Source organism: Streptomyces sp. NPDC093065 (assembly GCF_044754585.1).
Lineage (GTDB): Bacteria > Actinomycetota > Actinomycetes > Streptomycetales > Streptomycetaceae > Streptomyces.
The window spans coordinates 190,306-209,889 of the sequence record NZ_JBIVPJ010000012.1; the positions used below are offsets into that span (position 1 = coordinate 190,306).

General features: G+C 72.3%; 19 protein-coding genes. 6 read left to right on the plus strand and 13 right to left on the minus strand.

Annotated elements, in window-relative coordinates:
* Positions 1-66 precede the first annotated feature (66 nt).
* Positions 67-570, plus strand: a complete 504-nt coding sequence (gene bfr / locus ACIQFU_RS21960) for a bacterioferritin (protein WP_127894764.1) — start codon at positions 67-69, stop codon at positions 568-570.
* Between the two features lie 12 nt (positions 571-582).
* On the opposite strand, the gene ACIQFU_RS21965 is transcribed toward bfr, so the two are convergent.
* The gene (locus ACIQFU_RS21965) at positions 583-816 is read right to left on the minus strand and encodes a bacterioferritin-associated ferredoxin (RefSeq protein ID WP_030869393.1); all 234 of its coding nucleotides are present in this window, start codon (positions 814-816) and stop codon (positions 583-585) included.
* Between the two features lie 165 nt (positions 817-981).
* A complete protein-coding gene (locus tag ACIQFU_RS21970; protein ID WP_402553691.1) occupies positions 982-2,337 on the minus strand; it encodes a class II 3-deoxy-7-phosphoheptulonate synthase in 1,356 nt (451 codons plus the stop codon).
* A gap of 293 nt (positions 2,338-2,630) precedes the next feature.
* Here ACIQFU_RS21970 and ACIQFU_RS21975 point away from each other — a divergent pair, with 293 nt between their 5' ends.
* From ACIQFU_RS21975 to ACIQFU_RS21985, 3 genes are all read left to right on the plus strand, one after another.
* Entirely contained in the window at positions 2,631-5,459 is a 2,829-nt protein-coding gene (locus tag ACIQFU_RS21975; RefSeq protein WP_402553693.1) for an N-acetylmuramoyl-L-alanine amidase, read from the plus strand.
* Positions 5,460-5,504: 45 nt separating this feature from the next.
* Positions 5,505-5,561, plus strand: coding sequence for a trp operon leader peptide (locus ACIQFU_RS21980; RefSeq protein ID WP_078516689.1), 57 nt, complete (start codon positions 5,505-5,507; stop codon positions 5,559-5,561).
* A 107-nt stretch (positions 5,562-5,668) separates the two neighbouring features.
* A complete protein-coding gene (locus ACIQFU_RS21985; RefSeq protein ID WP_402553694.1) occupies positions 5,669-7,549 on the plus strand; it encodes an anthranilate synthase family protein in 1,881 nt (626 codons plus the stop codon).
* 62 nt (positions 7,550-7,611) lie between these two features.
* On the opposite strand, the gene ACIQFU_RS21990 is transcribed toward ACIQFU_RS21985, so the two are convergent.
* The 5 genes from ACIQFU_RS21990 to ACIQFU_RS22010 all read right to left on the minus strand — a co-directional run bounded on the left by ACIQFU_RS21990 (position 7,612) and on the right by ACIQFU_RS22010 (position 12,465).
* Positions 7,612-8,607, minus strand: a complete 996-nt coding sequence (locus tag ACIQFU_RS21990; protein ID WP_402553696.1) for a 2-hydroxyacid dehydrogenase — start codon at positions 8,605-8,607, stop codon at positions 7,612-7,614.
* Between the two features lie 97 nt (positions 8,608-8,704).
* Complete coding sequence (locus tag ACIQFU_RS21995; protein ID WP_402553697.1) at positions 8,705-9,733, minus strand: 6-phosphofructokinase; 1,029 nt, start codon at positions 9,731-9,733, stop codon at positions 8,705-8,707.
* 51 nt (positions 9,734-9,784) lie between these two features.
* Positions 9,785-10,477: a response regulator gene (locus ACIQFU_RS22000; protein ID WP_402553699.1), complete on the minus strand. Its 693-nt coding sequence runs from the start codon at positions 10,475-10,477 to the stop codon at positions 9,785-9,787.
* Positions 10,470-11,711, minus strand: coding sequence for a MacS family sensor histidine kinase (gene macS, locus ACIQFU_RS22005; RefSeq protein ID WP_402553700.1), 1,242 nt, complete (start codon positions 11,709-11,711; stop codon positions 10,470-10,472). Before macS ends, ACIQFU_RS22000 begins: the two co-directional genes overlap by 8 nt.
* Positions 11,712-11,745: 34 nt before the next feature.
* Positions 11,746-12,465, minus strand: a complete 720-nt coding sequence (locus tag ACIQFU_RS22010; protein ID WP_402553702.1) for a lysophospholipid acyltransferase family protein — start codon at positions 12,463-12,465, stop codon at positions 11,746-11,748.
* A 152-nt stretch (positions 12,466-12,617) separates the two neighbouring features.
* On the opposite strand from ACIQFU_RS22010, the gene ACIQFU_RS22015 reads away from it, so the two are divergent.
* Positions 12,618-13,421 carry an alpha/beta hydrolase gene (locus ACIQFU_RS22015; protein WP_402553704.1) on the plus strand — a complete coding sequence of 268 codons (804 nt, stop codon included), beginning with the start codon at positions 12,618-12,620 and terminating at the stop codon, positions 13,419-13,421.
* The gene (locus tag ACIQFU_RS22020; RefSeq protein ID WP_402553705.1) at positions 13,414-14,031 is read left to right on the plus strand and encodes a hypothetical protein; all 618 of its coding nucleotides are present in this window, start codon (positions 13,414-13,416) and stop codon (positions 14,029-14,031) included. Before ACIQFU_RS22015 ends, ACIQFU_RS22020 begins: the two co-directional genes overlap by 8 nt.
* Before the next feature lie 49 nt (positions 14,032-14,080).
* On the opposite strand, the gene ACIQFU_RS22025 is transcribed toward ACIQFU_RS22020, so the two are convergent.
* The 6 genes from ACIQFU_RS22025 to ACIQFU_RS22050 form a co-directional block, all read right to left on the minus strand.
* Complete coding sequence (locus tag ACIQFU_RS22025; RefSeq protein WP_402553706.1) at positions 14,081-14,845, minus strand: endonuclease/exonuclease/phosphatase family protein; 765 nt, start codon at positions 14,843-14,845, stop codon at positions 14,081-14,083.
* A 145-nt stretch (positions 14,846-14,990) separates the two neighbouring features.
* Positions 14,991-15,944 (minus strand): ROK family glucokinase, encoded by a 954-nt coding sequence (locus ACIQFU_RS22030; protein ID WP_019327958.1) that lies wholly within the window; start codon positions 15,942-15,944, stop codon positions 14,991-14,993.
* Positions 15,945-15,998: 54 nt separating this feature from the next.
* The gene (locus ACIQFU_RS22035; protein ID WP_402553708.1) at positions 15,999-16,562 is read right to left on the minus strand and encodes a DUF5304 domain-containing protein; all 564 of its coding nucleotides are present in this window, start codon (positions 16,560-16,562) and stop codon (positions 15,999-16,001) included.
* Positions 16,563-16,625: 63 nt separating this feature from the next.
* Positions 16,626-17,798: an ArsA-related P-loop ATPase gene (locus ACIQFU_RS22040; RefSeq protein WP_402553710.1), complete on the minus strand. Its 1,173-nt coding sequence runs from the start codon at positions 17,796-17,798 to the stop codon at positions 16,626-16,628.
* A gap of 164 nt (positions 17,799-17,962) precedes the next feature.
* Positions 17,963-18,403, minus strand: coding sequence for an SRPBCC family protein (locus ACIQFU_RS22045; protein ID WP_402553712.1), 441 nt, complete (start codon positions 18,401-18,403; stop codon positions 17,963-17,965).
* Positions 18,404-18,541: 138 nt separating this feature from the next.
* The gene (locus ACIQFU_RS22050; RefSeq protein WP_402553714.1) at positions 18,542-19,339 is read right to left on the minus strand and encodes a metallophosphoesterase; all 798 of its coding nucleotides are present in this window, start codon (positions 19,337-19,339) and stop codon (positions 18,542-18,544) included.
* Between the last annotated feature and the right edge of the window lie 245 nt (positions 19,340-19,584).

Genomic DNA, 19,584 nt, shown 5'->3' on the forward strand with positions numbered 1-19,584 from the left:
GATCTTCGAAGCCGGTGCAATCATGCCGCGCAACACGCATGTTCCCGTTCGAAGGAGCGTCAAGCGATGCAGGGCGACCCGGAAGTCATCGAGTTCCTCAATGAGCAGCTGACCGCCGAGCTCACGGCCATCAACCAGTACTTCCTGCACGCGAAGCTGCAGGACCACAAGGGCTGGACCAAGCTCGCGAAGTACACCCGCGCGGAGTCCTTCGACGAGATGCGTCACGCGGAGGTGCTCACCGACCGCATCCTGCTCCTGGACGGCCTGCCGAACTACCAGCGGCTCTTCCACGTGCGGGTCGGCCAGAGCGTGACCGAGATGTTCCAGGCCGACCGGGAGATCGAGCTGGAGGCGATCGACCGGCTGCGCCGGGGCATCGAGGTGATGCGGGCCAAGCACGACATCACGTCGGCCAACGTCTTCGAGGCGATCCTCGCCGACGAGGAGCACCACATCGACTACCTGGAGACCCAGCTCGACCTGATCGAGAAGCTGGGCGAGTCGCTGTACCTGTCGACGGTGATCGAGCAGTCCCAGCCGGACCCGTCGGGACCGGGCTCGCTCTAGGCGGAGCCTGCCTCAGGCCGCCTCGGGAAGCTCCGCGAGGACCGGCGCTCCCTGGTCGGCCAGCTGCCGGCGGGGACAGGCGCCGCGACCGAGCAGGGCCTGGATCCGGCGTACGCAGCCGCCGCAGTCGGTGCCCGCCTTGCAGGCGGAGGCGATCTGCCGGGGCGTGCACGCGCCGGCCTCCGCGTGGCTCTTCACCTGTTCCTCGGTGACACCGAAGCAGCTGCAGACGAACACGCGGTTCACCTCCCGGGCGGGGTACAAGGTCGTGCCGTACCGACGACCGGAGGGCCCGACTGATCGGTGAGGCAAACCTAACCTTACCCATCGCGCAAGGCCGGCAAAAGTGGGAGGGGCGCGGATCCCGTGTGACCCGCGCCCCATTTCACCCGCCCCTCCGGGGGCGGACCGTCACTGGTCCCGGTACATCTCCGCCACCAGGAACGCCAGGTCGAGCGACTGGCTGCGGTTGAGGCGCGGGTCGCAGGCCGTCTCGTAGCGCTGGTGCAGGTCGTCGACGAAGATCTCGTCGCCGCCGCCCACGCACTCGGTGACGTCGTCGCCGGTCAGCTCCACGTGGATGCCGCCCGGGTGGGTGCCGAGCGACTTGTGCACCTCGAAGAAGCCCTTGACCTCGTCGAGCACGTCGTCGAAGCGGCGGGTCTTGTGACCGGAGGCCGCCTCGTAGGTGTTGCCGTGCATCGGGTCGGTGATCCAGGCGACGGTGGCACCGGACGCGGTGACCTTCTCCACCAGCTCGGGAAGCCGGTCGCGGATCTTGTCCGCGCCCATCCGGACGATGAAGGTCAGCCGGCCGGGCTCGCGGTCCGGGTCCAGGCGCTCGATGTACTGCAGCGCCTCCTCGGCCGTGGTGGTCGGGCCGAGCTTGATGCCGATGGGGTTGCGGATCCGCGAGGCGAACTCGATGTGCGCGTGGTCCAGCTGCCGGGTGCGCTCGCCGATCCACACCATGTGCCCGGAGACGTCGTACAGCTGCCCGGTGCGCGAGTCGACGCGGGTGAGGGCCGACTCGTAGTCGAGCAGCAGCGCCTCGTGCGAGGAGAAGAACTCGACGGTCTGGAACTCGGCCGGGTCCGTCCCGCAGGCCCGCATGAAGTTCAGCGCGTTGTCGATCTCCCGGGCGAGCTGCTCGTAGCGCTGGCCGGAGGGGGAGGACTTCACGAAGTCCTGGTTCCAGGCGTGCACCTGGCGCAGGTCGGCGTAACCGCCGGTGGTGAAGGCGCGCACCAGGTTCAGCGTGGACGCCGAGGCGTGGTACATCCGCTTGAGGCGCTCGGGGTCCGGGATCCGGGCCTCTTCGGTGAAGTCGAAGCCGTTGACGGAGTCGCCGCGGTAGGTCGGCAGCGTCACGCCGTCGCGGGTCTCGGTCGGCTTGGAGCGCGGCTTGGAGTACTGGCCGGCGATCCGGCCGACCTTCACCACGGGGACGGACGCGGCGTAGGTGAGGACGGCGCCCATCTGGAGGAGGGTCTTGAGCTTGGCCCTGATGTGCTCGGCGGACACCGCGTCGAAGGACTCGGCGCAGTCGCCGCCCTGTAGGACGAACGCCTCTCCCCGGGCGACCGCGGCCATGCGGGCACGCAGCTGGTCGCACTCTCCGGCGAAGACGAGCGGCGGATACGACTCGAGCTCGGCGATCACATCGCGCAGAGCCTCGGCATCCGGGTACTCGGGCTGCTGCGCCGCGGGCAGGCTTCGCCATGTCGCCTGAGCGGCGACGCTTCGGGAATCAGCGTTCACGGTCACGCGCCCAACAGTACGCGGTCGGTCGGAGCGTCCATTACCACGCCCAGTCCGTGAGACGGGCGTAGCCCGTCGGCGGGGTACGCCCGTCAGCCCCGCGCGTGCGGGGAGCAGAAGGCGCCCACCACAGCAGTGCCTCGAGCTTCCGGAACACGGCTTTCCGCCTGGCCCGACGAGTGGGACGGGCCCCCGGCGCGGGCCGCCGCGGCCGGGTTGGTAACCTCACGCGCCTTCCGAGTTCGCGTCACAGCCGACTCGCGGACATATTCATATCGAGCGCACACCGGGGTGGGGTTTTGAGCGCGGAGCACCGAAGAAACCGCAACAAGAAGAAGCTGCTCGTCTACGGCATCGCCTCGGCGGTGGCCGTCGCCGCCACGGCCGGCACCCTGGCCCTGGCCTCGCCGGGCCTGCTGGGCTCCGACGCCGCCCAGGCGGCCGTGCCCCCGGGGGCCCGCCTGCAGAGCGAGTTCGAGCGGGCCGCCGAGGAGTTCGACGTCCCGCAGAGCGTGCTGATGGCCGTCTCCTACCGGCAGACCCGCTGGGAGGACCACGACGGGCTGCCGAGCACCACCGGCGCGTACAACGTCATGGGTCTCACGGACGTCGACCCGGACAGCCTGGACAACGGCGGCGCCGCCGAGGATCGCGAGCACCGGCTCGAGCACATGAACCGCAGCGGCGACCCGGTCGTCGAGAAGCACTTCGACGCCGACAAGGCGCTCGACAGCCTCGACGAGAAGCCCGTCGACACCGCCGACCCGCGGCTGCACACCCTGGACGAGGCGGCCGAGCTCATCGACGCCCCGGCCGACAAGGTGCAGAGCGACACCGGCGAGAGCATCCGGGCGGGTGCCGCGCTGCTGGCCAAGTACCAGAAGGCCGCGACCGGTTCGCTGCCCGAGGACCCCGGCGCCTGGTACCCGGCCGTGGCCCGCGCCAGTCAGGCCCCCGACCACAAGGGCGCCCAGCTCTTCGCGCAGCGCGTCTTCGAGTCGATCAAGACCGGTGAGGAGCGCGTCACCGCCGACGGCCAGTCCCTCACCCTGCCGGCCGACCCGGCGGTGGAGCCGAAGAAGACGACGGACCTGGAGCTCGCCGCGGCCTCCGCCGCCCCGGCCCCCGAGTGCCCGTCCGGCCTGAACTGCGACTTCCGTCCGGCCGCCTACAAGCAGAACGGCGGCATCGACGACTGGGGCAACTACAACGTCGCGAGCCGCCCCACGACCGGCGACGAGATCACCTCGATCGTGATCCACGACACCGAGGGCAGCTACAGCAGCGCGCTCGGCGTCTTCCAGAACTCCCTGTCGTACGCGAGCGCCCACTACCTGATCCGCGCCTCCGACGGTCTGGTCACCCAGCTGGTCGAGACGAAGAACGAGGCGTGGCACGCGGCCAACAAGACCCTCAACATGCACTCGATCGGCATCGAGCACGAGGGTTACGCGATCAAGGACGGCAGCTGGTACACCGAGCCGCAGTACGAGTCCTCGGCCGCGCTGGTGAAGTACCTGGCCGGCAAGTACGACATCCCGCTCGACCGTGAGCACGTCCTCGGCCACGACGAGGTGCCGGGCGTCCTGGACGGCAACGTGAAGTCCCAGCACTGGGACCCGGGCCCGTTCTGGGACTGGAACCACTACATGGACCTGCTGGGCGCCCCCACCGGCGCCGAGGGCCCGGGCGGCCCGTACAAGGCCGGCCAGGTGATCCGCGTCGTCCCGCCGTTCACCACGGCGAACCAGCCGAAGATCACCAACAACGGCTCCTCGGTCCCCGCGCAGCCGGCGAACTTCACCTACCTGTACTCCTCGCCGTCCACCTCCTCGGCCACGCTCACCGACCCGTACCTGGGCAGCCAGTCCTGGACCGAGGGCTGGAACTGGGCCAACAAGGTCCTGGCCGGCGGCGAGTTCGTGGTCGCCGAGGCACAGCAGGACTGGACGGCCATCTGGTACGGCGGCAAGAAGGCCTGGTTCTACAACCGGGGCGGCCAGTCCGCCACCGCCGTCGGCACACCGGACGTGGTCACGGCCAAGGCGGGGTCCGGCTCCGTCCCGGTGTACGGGCGCGCCTACCCCGAGGACAGCGCGTACACGGGCACCGGAGTGCCGGTGCAGAGCAAGAACAACGAGTCGCTGACCAAGTACGGCGTCCTCGCCGGGCAGAAGTACGCCCTGGCCGGCGGCGCCCTGAAGGGCTCGTACTACAACAGCGGCAACATCGACGGTTCGGGCGCGGGCTCGCGCACGGTGGTCGTGGGCGACACCACGTACTACCCGATCCGCTACAACCACCGCATCGGCTACGTGCGCACGGCCGACGTCCAGCTGGTCAAGGGCACGGCGCCCGACCCGGGCATCGACCGGTACGACGTCCTCGGCCGGGACTCCTCGGGCGTGCTGTGGCAGTACCAGGGCACCGGCAGCGCGTCCTCGCCGTTCTTCGGCCGCTTCCGCGTCGGCGGCGGCTGGAACACCTACAACGCGGTGACCACGCTCACGGCGCTGCGCGCGGACGGCACCGGCGACATGGTGGCCCGCGACAAGAGCGGCGTGCTCTGGTACTACAAGGGCAGCGGCGACCTGACGGAGCCCTTCGCGTCGCGCACCCGGGTCGGCGGCGGCTGGTCCGTCTACGACACGATCACCGGCGCCCGGGACCTCACGGGTGACGGCAGGCCCGACCTGATCGCCCGCGACAAGAGCGGTGTGCTCTGGCTCTACAAGGGCACCGGCAGCACCTCCGCGCCCTTCGGGACCAAGACCAGGATCGGCGGCGGCTGGTCCGTCTACAACACGCTGACCGACACCGGCGACCTCACCGGTGACGGCAGGCCCGACCTCGTCGCCCGCGACAAGAGCGGTGTCCTGTGGCTCTACAGGGGCACCGGCGACGCGTCGGCCGTGTTCGAGGGCCGCACCAGGGTCGGCGGCGGCTGGTCCGTCTACGACGTGCTGCGCGGCCCCAGCGACCTGAACCGCGACGGCGTACCGGACCTGATCGCCCGCGACAAGGACGGTGTGCTCTGGTTCTACCAGGGCACCGGCAGCGCCTCGGCGCCGTTCAAGGGCCGCACCAGGATCGGCGGCGGCTGGAACACGTACGGCATGATCATCTGAGACACGGGCCGTCGGCCCGGGCGCGGATGCGCTAGGGTCGGCGGCATGTTCGCGCACTCGACCCAGAACTGGTGGTGGACCGCTCATCCGGCGGCCCGCTGACTGCGCGCGACTCAAGACTCCGCGAAGGCCGCCCGAGGGGCGGCCTTCGGCGTTTCCGAGCCCGGGTCCGTTCCTCCTCTCCGACGAACCGAGAAGGACACGGACCCATGACACCGCTCGACAGCCTCCTGACCGATCCACGCCCGTTCGCCCTGCTCCGCCGCCGCGCCCCGGGCCACGACCACGACCTCGTCGAGCTGCTGCTCGGCCCGGTCACGGAGTACGACGGACTCGCCGAACTGCCCGGCGAAGGGCTGGCGCTCGTCCCCTTCCGGCAGATCCGCGAGCGCGGCTTCGACGTCCGCGACGACGGCACCCCGCTGCTGATGCTCACCCCCGAGGAGCGGTACGGCATCCCGCTCGCCGAGGCGCTGGCGCAGCTGCCCGCGCACGAGGTCCGGGTCGAGGGCGGCGGCTTCGACGTCGGCGACGAGGAGTACGCGCGGATCGTCGGCCGGGTCCTGGACGAGGAGATCGGGCGGGGCGAGGGCGCCAACTTCGTGATCCGCCGGACGTACGAGGGCCGGATCCCGGGGTTCGGGCGGGCCGACGCGCTGGCGCTGTTCCGGCGGCTGCTGGAGGGCGAGCGGGGCGCGTACTGGACGTTCGTCGTGCACACCGGGGACCGCACGCTGGTGGGGGCCAGCCCGGAGGTGCACGTGCGGATGTCCGGCGGCACGGTCGTCATGAACCCGATCAGCGGCACGTACCGCTACCCCGCCGAGGGACCGACCCCAGAGCACCTGCTGGACTTCCTCGCCGACGGCAAGGAGATCGAGGAGCTGTCGATGGTCGTCGACGAGGAACTGAAGATGATGTGCACCGTCGGCGACATGGGCGGCGTGGTCGTCGGCCCGCGGCTGAAGGAGATGGCGCACCTCGCGCACACCGAGTACGAACTGCGCGGCAGGTCCTCCCTGGACGCGCGGGAGGTGCTGCGGGAGACGATGTTCGCGGCGACGGTCACCGGCTCCCCGGTGCAGAACGCCTGCCGGGTCATCGAGCGGCACGAGTCCGGCGGCCGGGGCTACTACGCGGGCGCGCTGGCGCTGCTCGGACGGGACCCGGGTGCCGGACCGCAGCTGCCCGGTCCCCAGACCCTCGACTCCCCCATCCTGATCCGTACCGCCGACATCGACGCGCGGGGGCGGCTGCGGGTGCCGGTCGGCGCCACGCTGGTGCGGGGCTCCGACCCGGCGGGCGAGGTCGCGGAGACCCACGCCAAGGCGGCCGGCGTACTGGCAGCGCTGGGCGTACGTCCGTCCCGGCCGCGCACGGAGGCAGGGCGGCCGGGGCTGGCCGACGATCCACGGGTACGGGCCGCGCTGGACGGGCGGCGCGCCTCGCTGGCCCCGTTCTGGCTGCGGATGCAGGAGCCGTCGGCCGAGCTGACCGGGCACGCGCTGGTCGTCGACGCGGAGGACACCTTCACGGCGATGCTCGCGCACGTGCTGCGCTCCTCGGGGCTCGCGGTGAGCGTACGGCGGTACGACGAGCCGGGGCTGCGCGAGGCGGTGCTGGGGCACGAGGGCGGCCCGGTGGTGCTGGGCCCGGGGCCCGGTGACCCCTCGGACCCGGCCGACCCGAAGATGCGCTTCCTGCGCGCGCTGACCGCCGAGGTGATCGCGGGGCAGCGGCACGGCGTCCTCGGCGTCTGCCTCGGGCACGAGCTGATCGCGGCGGAGCTGGGGCTCGACATCGTCCGCAAGGAGGTGCCGTACCAGGGCGCGCAGACGCAGATCGACCTGTTCGGGCGGCCGGAGACGGTCGGCTTCTACAACAGCTTCACCGCGCGCTGCGACGACGCGGCTGCCGCCGAACTGGCCGCGCACGGCGTCGAGGTGAGCCGCTCGGCGGGTGGCGAGGTGCACGCGCTGCGGGGGCCGGGATTCGCGTCGGTGCAATTTCATCCCGAGTCCGTACTCACGCTGAACGGTTCGGCCATCACTGCGGCGCTGCTGGCCGAACGACTGATCCGGCAGCCGTGACGATGCCGGGGGCGCCGTCGTTGTCGTGGCGTACCGCTCCCCGCACGCGCGGGGATCGTCGCTCAGCTGCGCGGCACCAGCACGTTCTCCGAGCGGCGGCCCTCGCGGTAGTCGAGGACGTTGCGCACCGTCGTCTCGACGATCTGGCCGACGGCGTCCTCGGTGTAGTACGCCTGGTGCGAGGTGACCAGGACGTTCGGGAAGGTGACGAGGCGGGCCAGGGTGTCGTCCTCGACGGCCTCCAGGGACTTGTCGAGGAAGAACAGGCCCGCCTCCGCCTCGTACACGTCCAGGCCCACTCCCGAGAAGCGGCCCGCGCGCAGTTCGCCGACGAGGGCCGCGGTGTCGATCAGGCCGCCGCGGCTGGAGTTGATCAGGATGGCGTCGTCGCGCATCGCCTTCAGGGCGGCGGCGTCGATCAGGTGCCGGGTCTCGGCCATCAGCGGAACGTGCAGGGTGATCAGGTCGGAGCGGGCGAGCAGCTCTTCCTTCGGGACGTAGCGCATGCCGAGTTCGGCGCAGGCCGGGTTCTCGGCGACGTCCCAGCCGAGCAGGCGCATGCCGAAGCCGTGGGCGATCCGGGCGAAGGCCTCGCCGATCTTGCCGGTGCCGAGGACGCCGGCGGTGCGGCCGTGCAGGTCCCGGCCCATCAGGCCGTCGAGGCGGAAGTCGAAGTCGCGGGTGCGGATGGAGGCGCGCACGATCCGCCGGTTGACGGCCATGGCGAGGGCCCAGGCGAACTCGGCGACCGAGTACGGCGAGTAGTACGACACCCGGGCCACGGTCATGCCGAGCCGGTCGGCGGTGTCCAGGTCGACGTTGTTGAAGCCGGTGGAGCGCTGGGCCACCATCCGGGTGCCGCCGGCCGCGAGGATCTCCAGGACGTCCGCACCGAGGTCGGCGTTGACGGACGTGGAGACGATCTCGTGGCCGGCCGCGATGGGGGCGGTGTCCTCGTTGAGGAAGACGTCCAGGCAGCGGACGTCCTCGTGGTCGCGGAAGGCCCGCTCGATCAGGGGTTTCTCGTCGGCCTGGACGCCGAAGGCAAGGATCTCCATGACCGCTCCCGTCGTGGTGGGCTCCGGGCCGAATATACGACCCTCGGCCCACCGTCGCCGGTCAGCGGCCGGCCAGTGGCCGGTTGCCGGTGGCGGGTCAGCCGAAGAAGACGCCGACCTCCTCGTACAGCGCCGGGTCGACGGTCTTCAGGCGGGCCGTGGCGTCGGCGATCGGGACGCGGACGATGTCCGTGCCGCGCAGGGCGACCATCTTGCCGAAGTCCCCGTCGTGCACGCAGTCGACGGCGTGCAGTCCGAAGCGGGTGGCGAGCCAGCGGTCGAAGGCGCTGGGGGTGCCGCCGCGCTGGACGTGCCCGAGGACGGTGGTGCGCGCCTCCTTGCCGGTGCGTTTCTCGATCTGCTTGGCCAGCCACTCGCCGACCCCGGACAGCCGGACGTGCCCGTAGGAGTCCAGTGACTCGTCCTTGAGCACCATGTCGCCGTCGCGCGGCATCGCCCCCTCGGCGACGACCACGATCGGGGCGTAGGACGCCCGGAAGCGGGAGGTCACCCAGTTGCACACCTGTTCGACGTCGAAGCGCTGCTCGGGGATGAGGATGACGTTGGCGCCGCCGGCCAGGCCCGAGTGGAGGGCGATCCAGCCGGCGTGCCGGCCCATGACCTCGACGACCAGGACGCGCATGTGGGACTCGGCGGTGGTGTGCAGCCGGTCGATGGCCTCGGTGGCGATGCCGACGGCGGTGTCGAAGCCGAAGGTGTAGTCGGTGGCGGACAGGTCGTTGTCGATGGTCTTGGGGACGCCGACGCAGGGCACGCCGTACTCGTCCGCGAGGCGGGTGGCGACGCCGAGGGTGTCCTCGCCGCCGATGGTGACGAGCGCGTCGACGCCGAGTGCGGCGAGGTTGTCCTTGATGCGGCGGATGCCGTCCCGCTCCTTGAGCGGGTTGGTGCGCGAGGAGCCGAGGACGGTGCCGCCGCGGGGCAGGATGCCGCGGACGGCCGGGATGTCGAGCGGGACGGTGTCGCCCTCCAGGGGGCCGCGCCAGCCGTCCCGGAAGCCGGTGAAGTCGTAGCCGTACTCCTGGACGCCCTTGCGGACGACGGCCCGGATGACGGCGTTGAGCCCGGGGCAGTCGCCGCCTCCGGTCAGTACTCCGACCTTCATCGCACAACCCCTTTGTCAGGGTGAGTGGTTGAGGCCACTGTCCCGCGTGGGTCAGGCGTCGTCCAGACCCCGTTCTATCGCGTACCGCACCAGCTCCACCCGGTTGTGCAGCTGGAGCTTGCCGAGGGTGTTCTGGACGTGGTTCTGCACGGTGCGGTGGGAGATGACGAGGCGTTCGGCGATCTGCTTGTAGCTCAGGCCCTTGGCGACCAGGCGCAGCACCTCGGTCTCCCGGTCGGTGAGGCGGGGCGCGCCGGGGTCGTCGGTGCCGGCGGCGGGCGCGGGTTCGGAGGCCAGGCGGCGGTACTCGCCGAGGACGAGTCCGGCGAGCCCCGGGGTGAAGACCGGGTCGCCGGCGGCGGTGCGGCGCACCGCGTCCCGCAGTTCCTCGGTGGAGGCCGACTTCAGCAGGTATCCGGTCGCGCCGGACTTGACCGCCTCCAGCACGTCGGCGTGCTCCCCGCTCGCCGAGAGGACGAGCACGCGCAGCTTCGGATCGGCGCCGACGACCTCCTTGCAGACCTGGACGCCGGGCTTGCCGGGCAGGTTGAGGTCGAGCACGAGGACGTCGGGCGCGGCGGCCGCGGCCCGGCGCACCGCCTGGTCGCCGTCGCCGGCGGTGGCGACGACGTCGAAGCCGGACTCGGCCAGGTCCCGTGCGACGGCGTCGCGCCACATCGGGTGGTCGTCGACCACCATGACCCGGATCGGATCCTGTCGTCCGGGGTCCTGTCGTTCACTCATGGTCCGCTGCCTTCCCCCGTGCGGTGGTGCCGACGGTGTTCTTCGGTGCCTTCAGTTCGACCTCGGTGCCCTGGCCGGGCACCGAGATCAGCTCGGCCGTGCCGCCGAGGTCGCGCAACCGGCCGCGGATCGACAGGGCCACGCCGAGCCGTCCCTCGCCCTCGGCCTCGGCGAGCCGTCCGTCCGGGATGCCGGGTCCCTCGTCGCGGACGGTGACGATCACCTCGTCCGGTTCGTCCTCGACCAGGATCCACGCGCGGGCCCGCTCGCCCACGTGCTCGCGGACGTTGTCCAGGGCGGCACCCACGGCGGCCGCCAGCTCCCGCGCGGCGAGGGGGGCGAGGAGCACCGGGGCGCCCGGCTCGGCGAGGTTCACCAGCGAGCCGGCGTACGGGGCGAGCAGGGCGCGCAGGTCGACGGGACGGTCCGGGTCCGCGCCCTCCGGTTCCTCGACCATCCGTACGACCGCGCCCTCGGTCGCGTCCTCCGACACGCGGGAGACGGGTACCAGGCCGCCGGAGACCAGGGTGCGCAGGGCCACCTCCTGCTCACCGGCGAGCCGGCCCAGATCGGCCGCCTCGCCGCCGATGACGGCGCCCCGGCGCTGCACCATGGCCAGCACCTGGAGGACGCTGTCGTGGATGTCCCGGGCGAGCCGCTCGCGTTCCCTGGTCGCCGCCTCGATCTCCAGGGCGCGCGCGAGGGTGCGCTCGGAGGCGCGGGCGACCTCGACGACGTAGCCGATGGCGATGGAGGCCACCCAGACGAGGATGACGTTGTGGACGGTGTCGCGGGCCGGGGTGCCGCGTTCGACCAGGTTGGCGACGGCGACGAGGGTGGAGGCGACGGCCGCCCAGCGCCAGCCGCCCTTGATGGCGAAGGCCAGCACGGAACCGGCGGTCCATATCGACGGCAGGGTCGGACCGCCGTCCATGACGCGTTCGTGGGCGTCGGTGAAGGGTGTGAGCAGGATGCCGGTCAGGGCCACTGTGAGGTCGGCGGCGAGGAACCGCTTGGTGCAGCTCGCGGCGTTGGTGACCTTGGGAAGGGTGGCCAGGGTCCAGACGAAGAGGACGGCGTAGTAGGCGACGGCCGGCCAGGGGCGGGCGAAGCCGGAGTAGGCGGTGGCGAAGAAACCGATCGCGTACAGCATGGTGAGCACGCGGTAGCCGGCGAGCGCGCGCCACAGCGGCAGCTCGACCGACATCCTCATGACCCTCTCGCGCCTGGCCATGTCCCCCCCCTTGTCCCCCTCCCGGGCCATGTCGCTATGTCCTGGCCCGGTCCTTCTCGGCCTTCGCCGCCTTCTCGGCCTTCGCCGCCTCCGCGAGCTGCCGCTTCATGGCGGTCGCGTACACGTCGACGTACTCCTGGCCGGAGAGCTTCATGATCTCGTACATGACCTCGTCGGTCACCGCGCGGAGCACGAAGCGGTCGTGCTCCATGCCCTGGTAGCGGGAGAAGTCCAGCGGCCTGCCGATGCGGATGCCGGGCCGCATCAGCTTCGGCATCACCTGACCGGGCGGCTGGATCTTCTCGGTGTCGATCATGGCGACCGGGACGACGGGTGCGCCGGTGGCGAGGGCCACGCGCGCCAGGCCGCCCGGCTTGCCCCGGTAGAGACGGCCGTCCGGGGAGCGGGTGCCCTCGGGGTAGATGCCGAACAGTTCGCCGCGCTCCAGGACCGCTGTGCCGCTCTTGACCGCGGCCTCCCCCGCGCCGCGCGCGCCGGAGCGGTCCACCGGGAGCTGGCCCACGCCCTTGAAGAACGCGGCGGTCAGCCTGCCCTTGGCCCCCGGCGTGTTGAAGTACTCGGCCTTGGCGATGAAGGTCACCTTGCGGGTGAGGACGGCGGGCAGGAAGAACGAGTCGGAGAACGACAGGTGGTTGCTCGCCAGAATGGCGGGGCCGTCGGCCGGGATGTGCTCCAGTCCCTCCACCCAGGGCCGGAAGGCAAGCTTCAGCGACCCCCCGATGGTGAGCTTCATCGTGCCGTACAACAACCCAGCGCCTCCCGTGTGTGTGGCTCAGACCTTAACCCGCGGGCACCGTCAATGGCCCCGACGGCCCTGGTCGGTGTCGGTGCGGTCGCGTACGGTGAAAGACCCGCGAGTCCCCCTTGACGACAGGAGACCGAGACGTGCCGGTGCTGCCCGGAGCCGAGCCGTTCCGCCACGAGGGCGGGGAGGCCGGCGTCCTCCTCTGTCACGGTTTCACCGGTTCCCCGCAGTCTCTGCGCCCCTGGGCCCGGTACCTGGCCGCGCGCGGCCTGACCGTGGCGCTGCCCCTGCTGCCCGGGCACGGCACGCGCTGGCAGGACATGCAGGTCACGGGCTGGCAGGACTGGTACGCGGAGGTGGACCGCGAGCTGCGCGCCCTGCGCGAGCGCTGCACGCGGGTCTTCGTGGCCGGCCTGTCCATGGGCGGCGCGCTGGCGCTGCGGCTGGCGGCGAAGCACGGCGACGCGGTCGAGGGCGTCGTCCTCGTGAACCCGGCGAACCGGATGCACGGCGTCGCCCAGCACGCCCTGCCGGTCCTGCGCCACCTGGTGCCCGCCACGAAGGGCATCGCCAGCGACATCGCCAAGCCGCACGGCGCGGAGCTGGGGTACGACCGGGTGCCGCTGCACTCGGCGCACTCGCTGCGCGCCTTCTTCCGTCTGACCGACGGCGACCTGCCGCAGGTGACCCAGCCGCTGCTGCTCCTGCGCAGCCCGCAGGACCACGTGGTGCCGCCGGCCGACTCGGCGCGGATCCTGGGCCGGGTGTCGTCGACGGACGTGACGGAGATCCTGCTGGAACAGAGCTACCACGTGGCGACGTTGGACCACGATGCGGACCGGATCTTCGCGGAGAGCGTCGCGTTCATCGGCCGGCTCGCGCCCGGTTCCGTCGGGGAACCGGAGCCCGGTCTCGGCAAGGAAGGGACGGCCGCAGGTGGCTGAGCACGACTCCGACCGTGAGGACCGCGAGGAGCGGGACGTGGAGCGGGAGCACCACGAGGGGCGGGAGCGCGCTGTGGATGGCGGGCCCGAGGCGCAGGGCGTGCCCTTCGACGAGAACGCCGCCTGGGACGCGATCGTCGCCGGGTACGGGGAGGAGCCCCCGGACCCGCCGGGCTCGAAGCCGTTCAAGTCGGTCGAGGACCTGGCGCTGCTCGAGCCGGAGGTGAACGACGAGAAGCCCACGGCGGACCGGCCCGCCTCGGACCGGCCGCTGGGCAGCTCCGTCGCGTTCGCACCCGGCGTCGGTCCCCGCGACCACACCCCCGCCGAACCGTCCGACGACGACTTCGACGCGGACGACGAGGGCCACTTCGTGCCGCCCGAGCCGCCGCCGCTGCCCGACACGGACCCCACCTCGAAGTTCGCCTGGCTGGGCGTGCTCGGCGGTCCGGTGCTGCTCCTGCTTGCGGTGGTGCTCGGCTGGGACATGACCTGGTGGCTGACGACCCTGAGCATCGGCGGCTTCCTCGGCGGCTTCGCCACCCTGGTCATGCGGATGCGGACGGGCGACGAGGACGACGACGATCCGGGGCGCGGCGCGGTGGTGTAGCCCGCGGGGCCGCGATCGGGCCGGACCCGCAACCGGGCGGGGCCAGCGGTCAGGCGGTCGCAGCTGGTACGCGGAGGGCGGTCAGGACCGGGAGGTGGTCCGTGGCCGCCCTCAGGTCGTCCTCCGCCACCCCGGGCAGCCCCGACGGCACCCCGCAGCCCAGCACCTCGACGCCCTCGGTGACGAAGACCGCGTCGATGCGGCGGTCCGGGGCGGTGGCGGGGAAGGTGTACTCGCCGCCCCAGGGCGCGGCGGTCCAGCAGTCGCGCAACCCGTCGCCGAGCCGCCGGAAGGTGGGGCCGCCGGGGCGCTCGTTCAGGTCGCCGCCCGCCACGGCGTGCGTCACGTCCAGGGCGCCGAGCCGGCCGAGGAGCAGGCCGGCCTGCTCGTGGCGCTCGTCCGGCCGCAGCGACAGATGGGTGCTGAGTACGCCGAGCCGGGCCCCGCCGATCCTGACCACGGCGGTGGCCAGGCCCCTGCGGTGCTGACCGGGGGTGAGCGGGAGCAGCACGTCCTCGGTGCGCTCGACGGTGGCCCGCAGGGAGCAGAGCAGCGCGGGGCCGGCGGCGGTTCCGCCGCCGGAGAGCAGGACCAGGTCACAGGCGGCGGCGAGCCGGGTGATCTTCTTGCGCCAGCGGAAGAAGCGGGGGGCCTCCTGGAGGAGGACGAGGTCGGGTGCGCAGGCCGTGATGACGCGGGCGAGGGCGTCGGTGTCGTCCTGCATCGAGCGGATGTTGTAGCTCAGGACGCGGACGACCGCGGAACCGTCGGGTTCGGTGCGGGAGTTGGGGAGCGCGGGGAGGGACGTTGCCATGCCGTCAATTTACGGGACCGCATGATCGGGCGCCTTATGGGTCGGGGCGCGGGGATCGTGGGCGACTGCCGGTTCGTCGTGGCTGGTCGCGCAGTTCCCCGCGCCCCTTGGGGTGGGACGGGTCCCGTCGATCAAAAGGTGATCGTCACATGATCGGGTCGGGCTCCCGGGCCAGGTCGGCCGCGCCGACCAGGCCGGCCTTGTTGCCGAGCCGGGCGGCGATCACGTCGGCGACCGGGCGCCAGTTGCCCCCGACCAGCCAGCGCTTGTACGACTTGCGGATCGGGTCGAGGACCAGGTCGCCCTCGTCCGAGAGACCGCCGCCGACGATGAAGGCGGACGGGTCGAAGAGCGAGGCCAGGTCGGCGAGGCCGGCACCGGCCCAGCGGGCCAGCTCCCGGTAGGAGTCGACGGCGACCGGGCAGCCCTGGCGGGCGGCGACGGAGATGTGCTTGCCCTCGATGCCGTCGGGGGTGCCGTCACCGAGCGCGAGCAGCACCTCGGCACGCTCGGGGGTGGCGTTGGCACGCTGCTTGGCGTACCGCACCAGCGCCCGGCCCGACGCGTACTGCTCCCAGCAGCCCTGCGAACCGCAGCCGCACAGCAGGCCGTCGGGCACCATGCGGATGTGGCCGAACTCGGCGGCCACGCCGAAGTGACCGCGGCGCAGCTTGTTGCCGATGATGATGCCGCCGCCGAGGCCGGTGCCGAGGGTGATGCAGATGACGTTGCGGTGGCCCTTGCCGCCGCCGAACTTGTACTCGCCCCAGGCCGCGGCGTTGGCGTCGTTCTCCACGACGACGGGGAGACCGACGCGCGCCTCGACCTTCTCCTTGAGCGGTTCCTGGCGCCAGTCGATGTTGGGCGCGAAGTAGACCGTCGAGCGCTGGCGGTTGACGTATCCGGCGGCACCGATACCGACGCCGACGATCTCGTGCCCCACGCGCGCGCCCTCCACCGCGGAGGCGATGGCGTCCACGATGGCCTCGGGTGTGGTGGGGGTCGGCACCTTGTGGGTCGAGAGGATGTTGCCTTCCTCGTCGACCACGCCGGCCGCGATCTTCGTGCCGCCGATGTCGACGCCGATGGTGAGTCCCATGAATCCCTCAGTTCGGTCGAGCCCCGCTAAGGGCAACCGTACCCGAGGCGGGGCTCAGTCCAGGTCGATGCGCTGTCCCGGGCCGGTGCCCCCGTCGTCCTCGTCGCGGCCGTCGCCGTCGCGTTCGTCCAGGTCGCGCGGATTCTCGGACGCGGTGTCCCCGGTGGTCCAGCGGCGTTCCTGGTTCTGGACGGCGGAGCGGTAGGCGGCGAGGAGTTCGCCGCCGGCGGCGGCGAGGTGGTCGAAGACGTCCGGGTTGCGCTCGATGACCGGTTCGACGGCGGCCTTCGCCTGCTGGACGACCTGCCGGACCACCTGCTGGGCGGCGGGCCCGGCGACCTGGCCGAGCAGCGGGGACTGGAGGCCGGACAGCTTGTCCGCGACGGTCTCGACGAGCCGGCGCAGCTCCTCGGCGGCGGAGCCGGGCGGCGGCCCGTACTCGGCACGGCGGCGGGCCTTCTCCGCCTCCAGGTCCTCGGCGCACGCCGTCGCCCAGGCGTCGCCGTCGGTCGCACGCGCCTCGTCGGCCGCTCGCGCCTCACCGGTCGCACGTGTCTCGTCGACCGTGTCGGCCTCGTCGGGGCGGGGTGCCTCGGACGGGGGGAGCTCTTCGCTCATGACGGACTCCTGACTACGGTTCGTCCCTACGACGTTACCCGAACGGGCGCGGCCCCCGTCGGGTCATCGTCCCCGCGGCCACAGTCCCGGGTCGGGCGCGAACCGGACGGCGAGTGTCCCCTCCCGCAGCGCGGCCCCGTCGACGGTGCAGCGGCGCAGCGCGGACGGCAGCGGGACGGTGCGGCGGAACGGGCCCGCCGCGACGACCAGTTCGTCCCCACGGCGGATCAGGTCGAGCTCCTCGCGTACGGCGCCGGGCAGCGGGATGTGCCAGACCAGGACGCCGTCCTCGGTCAGCCGGTCGGTGACGGGCCACTCGACCGGGGAGGCGGCCGGGCCGGCGCCGGGCACGTCGAGGGCGGCGAGGTCGTCGGTGCCGCGCGGGTCCCGGCCGAGATGGGCGACGGCCCGGACGTCGTACGTGCCCCGCCACTCCTCCAGTGTCTTGCGCTGCTGGGCGAGGGGGCCGCTGAGCCAGCTGTCCGCCGGGGCGTCCTCGGGCAGGACGCGGTTGGCGACCAGCAGGTCGGTGCGCAGGCCGCGCAGGGCGAGGCCGAGGGTGGTGGCGCGGACGGCGTCGGCGCCGGCCGGTCCGGGTTCGGCGACCAGCCGTACGGTGGTGTTCCGGTCGGCCAGGACGGCCTCGGCGGCGGCGAGTTCCAGGTCCCAGCGGGCGGTGGCCTCGTACAGCGCCTCGGCCGGCATGGGGACGCCCGCGAGCCGGCCGAGGACGGGGCGCAGGGCGCGGGCGGCCTGCCTCTCGGGCGGGAGCAGGCGGCGCAGGGCGCGGCGCAGTTCCTCCGGCGCGGCGAGCAGGGCGAGGGCGCGGGGCGCGGGCGGGAGGTCGACGACGAGGAGGTCGTGCGCCTCGGCGAGGGCGGCCTCGCGCAGGGCGCGCAGCAGGGCGAGGTCGTCGGCCCCGGGCAGCGGGGTCAGCTCTTCGGGGTCGAGGCGGGAGGCGCCGAGGAGGTCGAGTGCGGAGGCGGCGCGGTCCTGGAGAGCGGCGAGGGCGTCCCGGAAGCCCTGGGCGGTGTCGGGTCGCCAGGCGGTGAGACCCGGTCCGACGGGGGTCGGCGCGGGGCCGGTGGGCACGCCGAGCGCGGCGCCGAGGGTGTCGTCGCGGTCGGTGCCGAGGAGGAGGGTGCGGGTGCCCTGGCGGGCTGCGGTGAGCGCGGTGGCGGCGGCGACGGTGGTACGGCCGGTGCCGCCGGGGCCTGTGATCAGGAGGGTGCGCATGGGGGTGAACGGTACCGGTGCGTGGGCGGCGCCGGGTGCGGGCTCGGGGGTGCGCGGGTGCCGGGGGTGCGCGGCCCGGCGTTGCGGGGTGCCGCCCGCGCCCACCCGTACCGCCCCGGCGGCACGACTGCCCGCAGCGACAGCGGCGTGGCGGCTGCGCGCAGTCAGGGGTGCTTCGACTCGACTCGCTTCTTCAGGCCTGCCAGGGCTCGGTCGATGATGACCTTTTCCGCTTTGCGCTTGATCATGCCGAGCATGGGGATCTTGACGTCCACCGTGAGGCGGTAGGTGACCTCCGTGCCCGTGCCCGCCGGGCGCAGGAGGTAGGAACCGTCGAGGGAGCGCAGCATCTGGGACTTGACCAGCGTCCAGGAGACCTCGTGCTCGCCGGTCCAGGTGTAGCCCAGCGTCTGGTCGTCCTTGATCGCCCCGGCGTCCATGACCAGCCGGACCTGCTCGGCACGCCCCTGCTCGTCGGTCGCGAGGACCTGCGCCTCCTTCACCTCGCCGGTCCAGTCCGGATAGCGCTCGAAGTCGGCGATCACCGCCATGACGTCGGCCGGTGCCGCCTCGATGGTGATGCTCGAGCTGGTGTGTTCCGCCATCGCCGTGGCTCCTCCGGATGCGGGCCGCTACTGAGGTCGTCCGTGCGCCCGTCGCGCGCACGTGTGTGCCGCGTGAAGGCTATCGCGCACGGGGAGGGCTCATGTCACCACCCACCTGCGCGGGTCCGCCGCCCGCGGTCACCACTCCAGCGCCCACGGCCGTCCCGTCGACGCGAAGTGGCCGACGTTCACGCACTCGGTCGCGCCGACGCGCATCCGCCGGGTCAGCGGCTGGTGGACGTGCCCGAACAGGGCGTAGCGGGGGCGGGTGCGGCGGATGGCCTCCAGCAGCGCGCGGCTGCCCCGCTCGAAGCGCCGGGCCACCGTGTCGTAGAGCAGTTCCGGCACCTCCGGCGGGATGTGCGTGCACAGCACGTCCACCTCGCCGACGGCCTCGATCTTCGCGGCGTACTCCTCGTCGCTGATCTCGTACGGCGTGTTCATCGGGGTCCGCAGGCCACCGCCGACGAAGCCGAAGACGCGGCCGCCGATCTCCACCCGCTCCCCGTCGAGCACGGTGGTGCCGGGGCCGGCGTACTCGGGCCACAGCGGCGGCACGTCGACGTTGCCGTAGGTGGCGTACGTCGGGGTGGGGAACGCGGCGAACAGTTCGGCGTACTGCTTGCGCACCGCCCGCTCGATCAGCTCGCGCGGCTCCCCGCCGGCCTCGGCCCACAGCCGCCTGCCGAACTCCCGTGCCTCGTCGAAGCGGCGGGCGGTGCGCAGCGCGACGATGCGGTCGGCGTTCTCGACGCCGAACAGGTCGGGGAAGATGCCGCGCGAGTGGTCGGCGTAGTCGAGGAAGAGGACGAGGTCCCCGAGGCAGACCAGGGCGTCGGCGCCCTCGCCGGCCCTGGCCAGGTCACGGGCGTTGCCGTGGACGTCGCTGACCACGTGGACGCGCGTGCTCGTGTTGTGGGGCGGTGTGGGTGCCATGGCGATCAAGCGTAAGCAGCGCGCGCGTGATGTGAACAGTGGCGGTCGGACCTGCGGTTACTGGCTGGTCGGTTGATACGTCGACTACTGTGCGCAAAGCAAACCCCATCCGTGTGACGCAGCGAACATCTCGCGGGGACCCCCTGTCGGAGAACGCATACCGGCGGGTAACGTCCGGGCAGTCCAGTCGTGCTCTGGATTTCAACATGTGAATCGCGCATGAGTTCTCCCGAGCACTTGCCCGA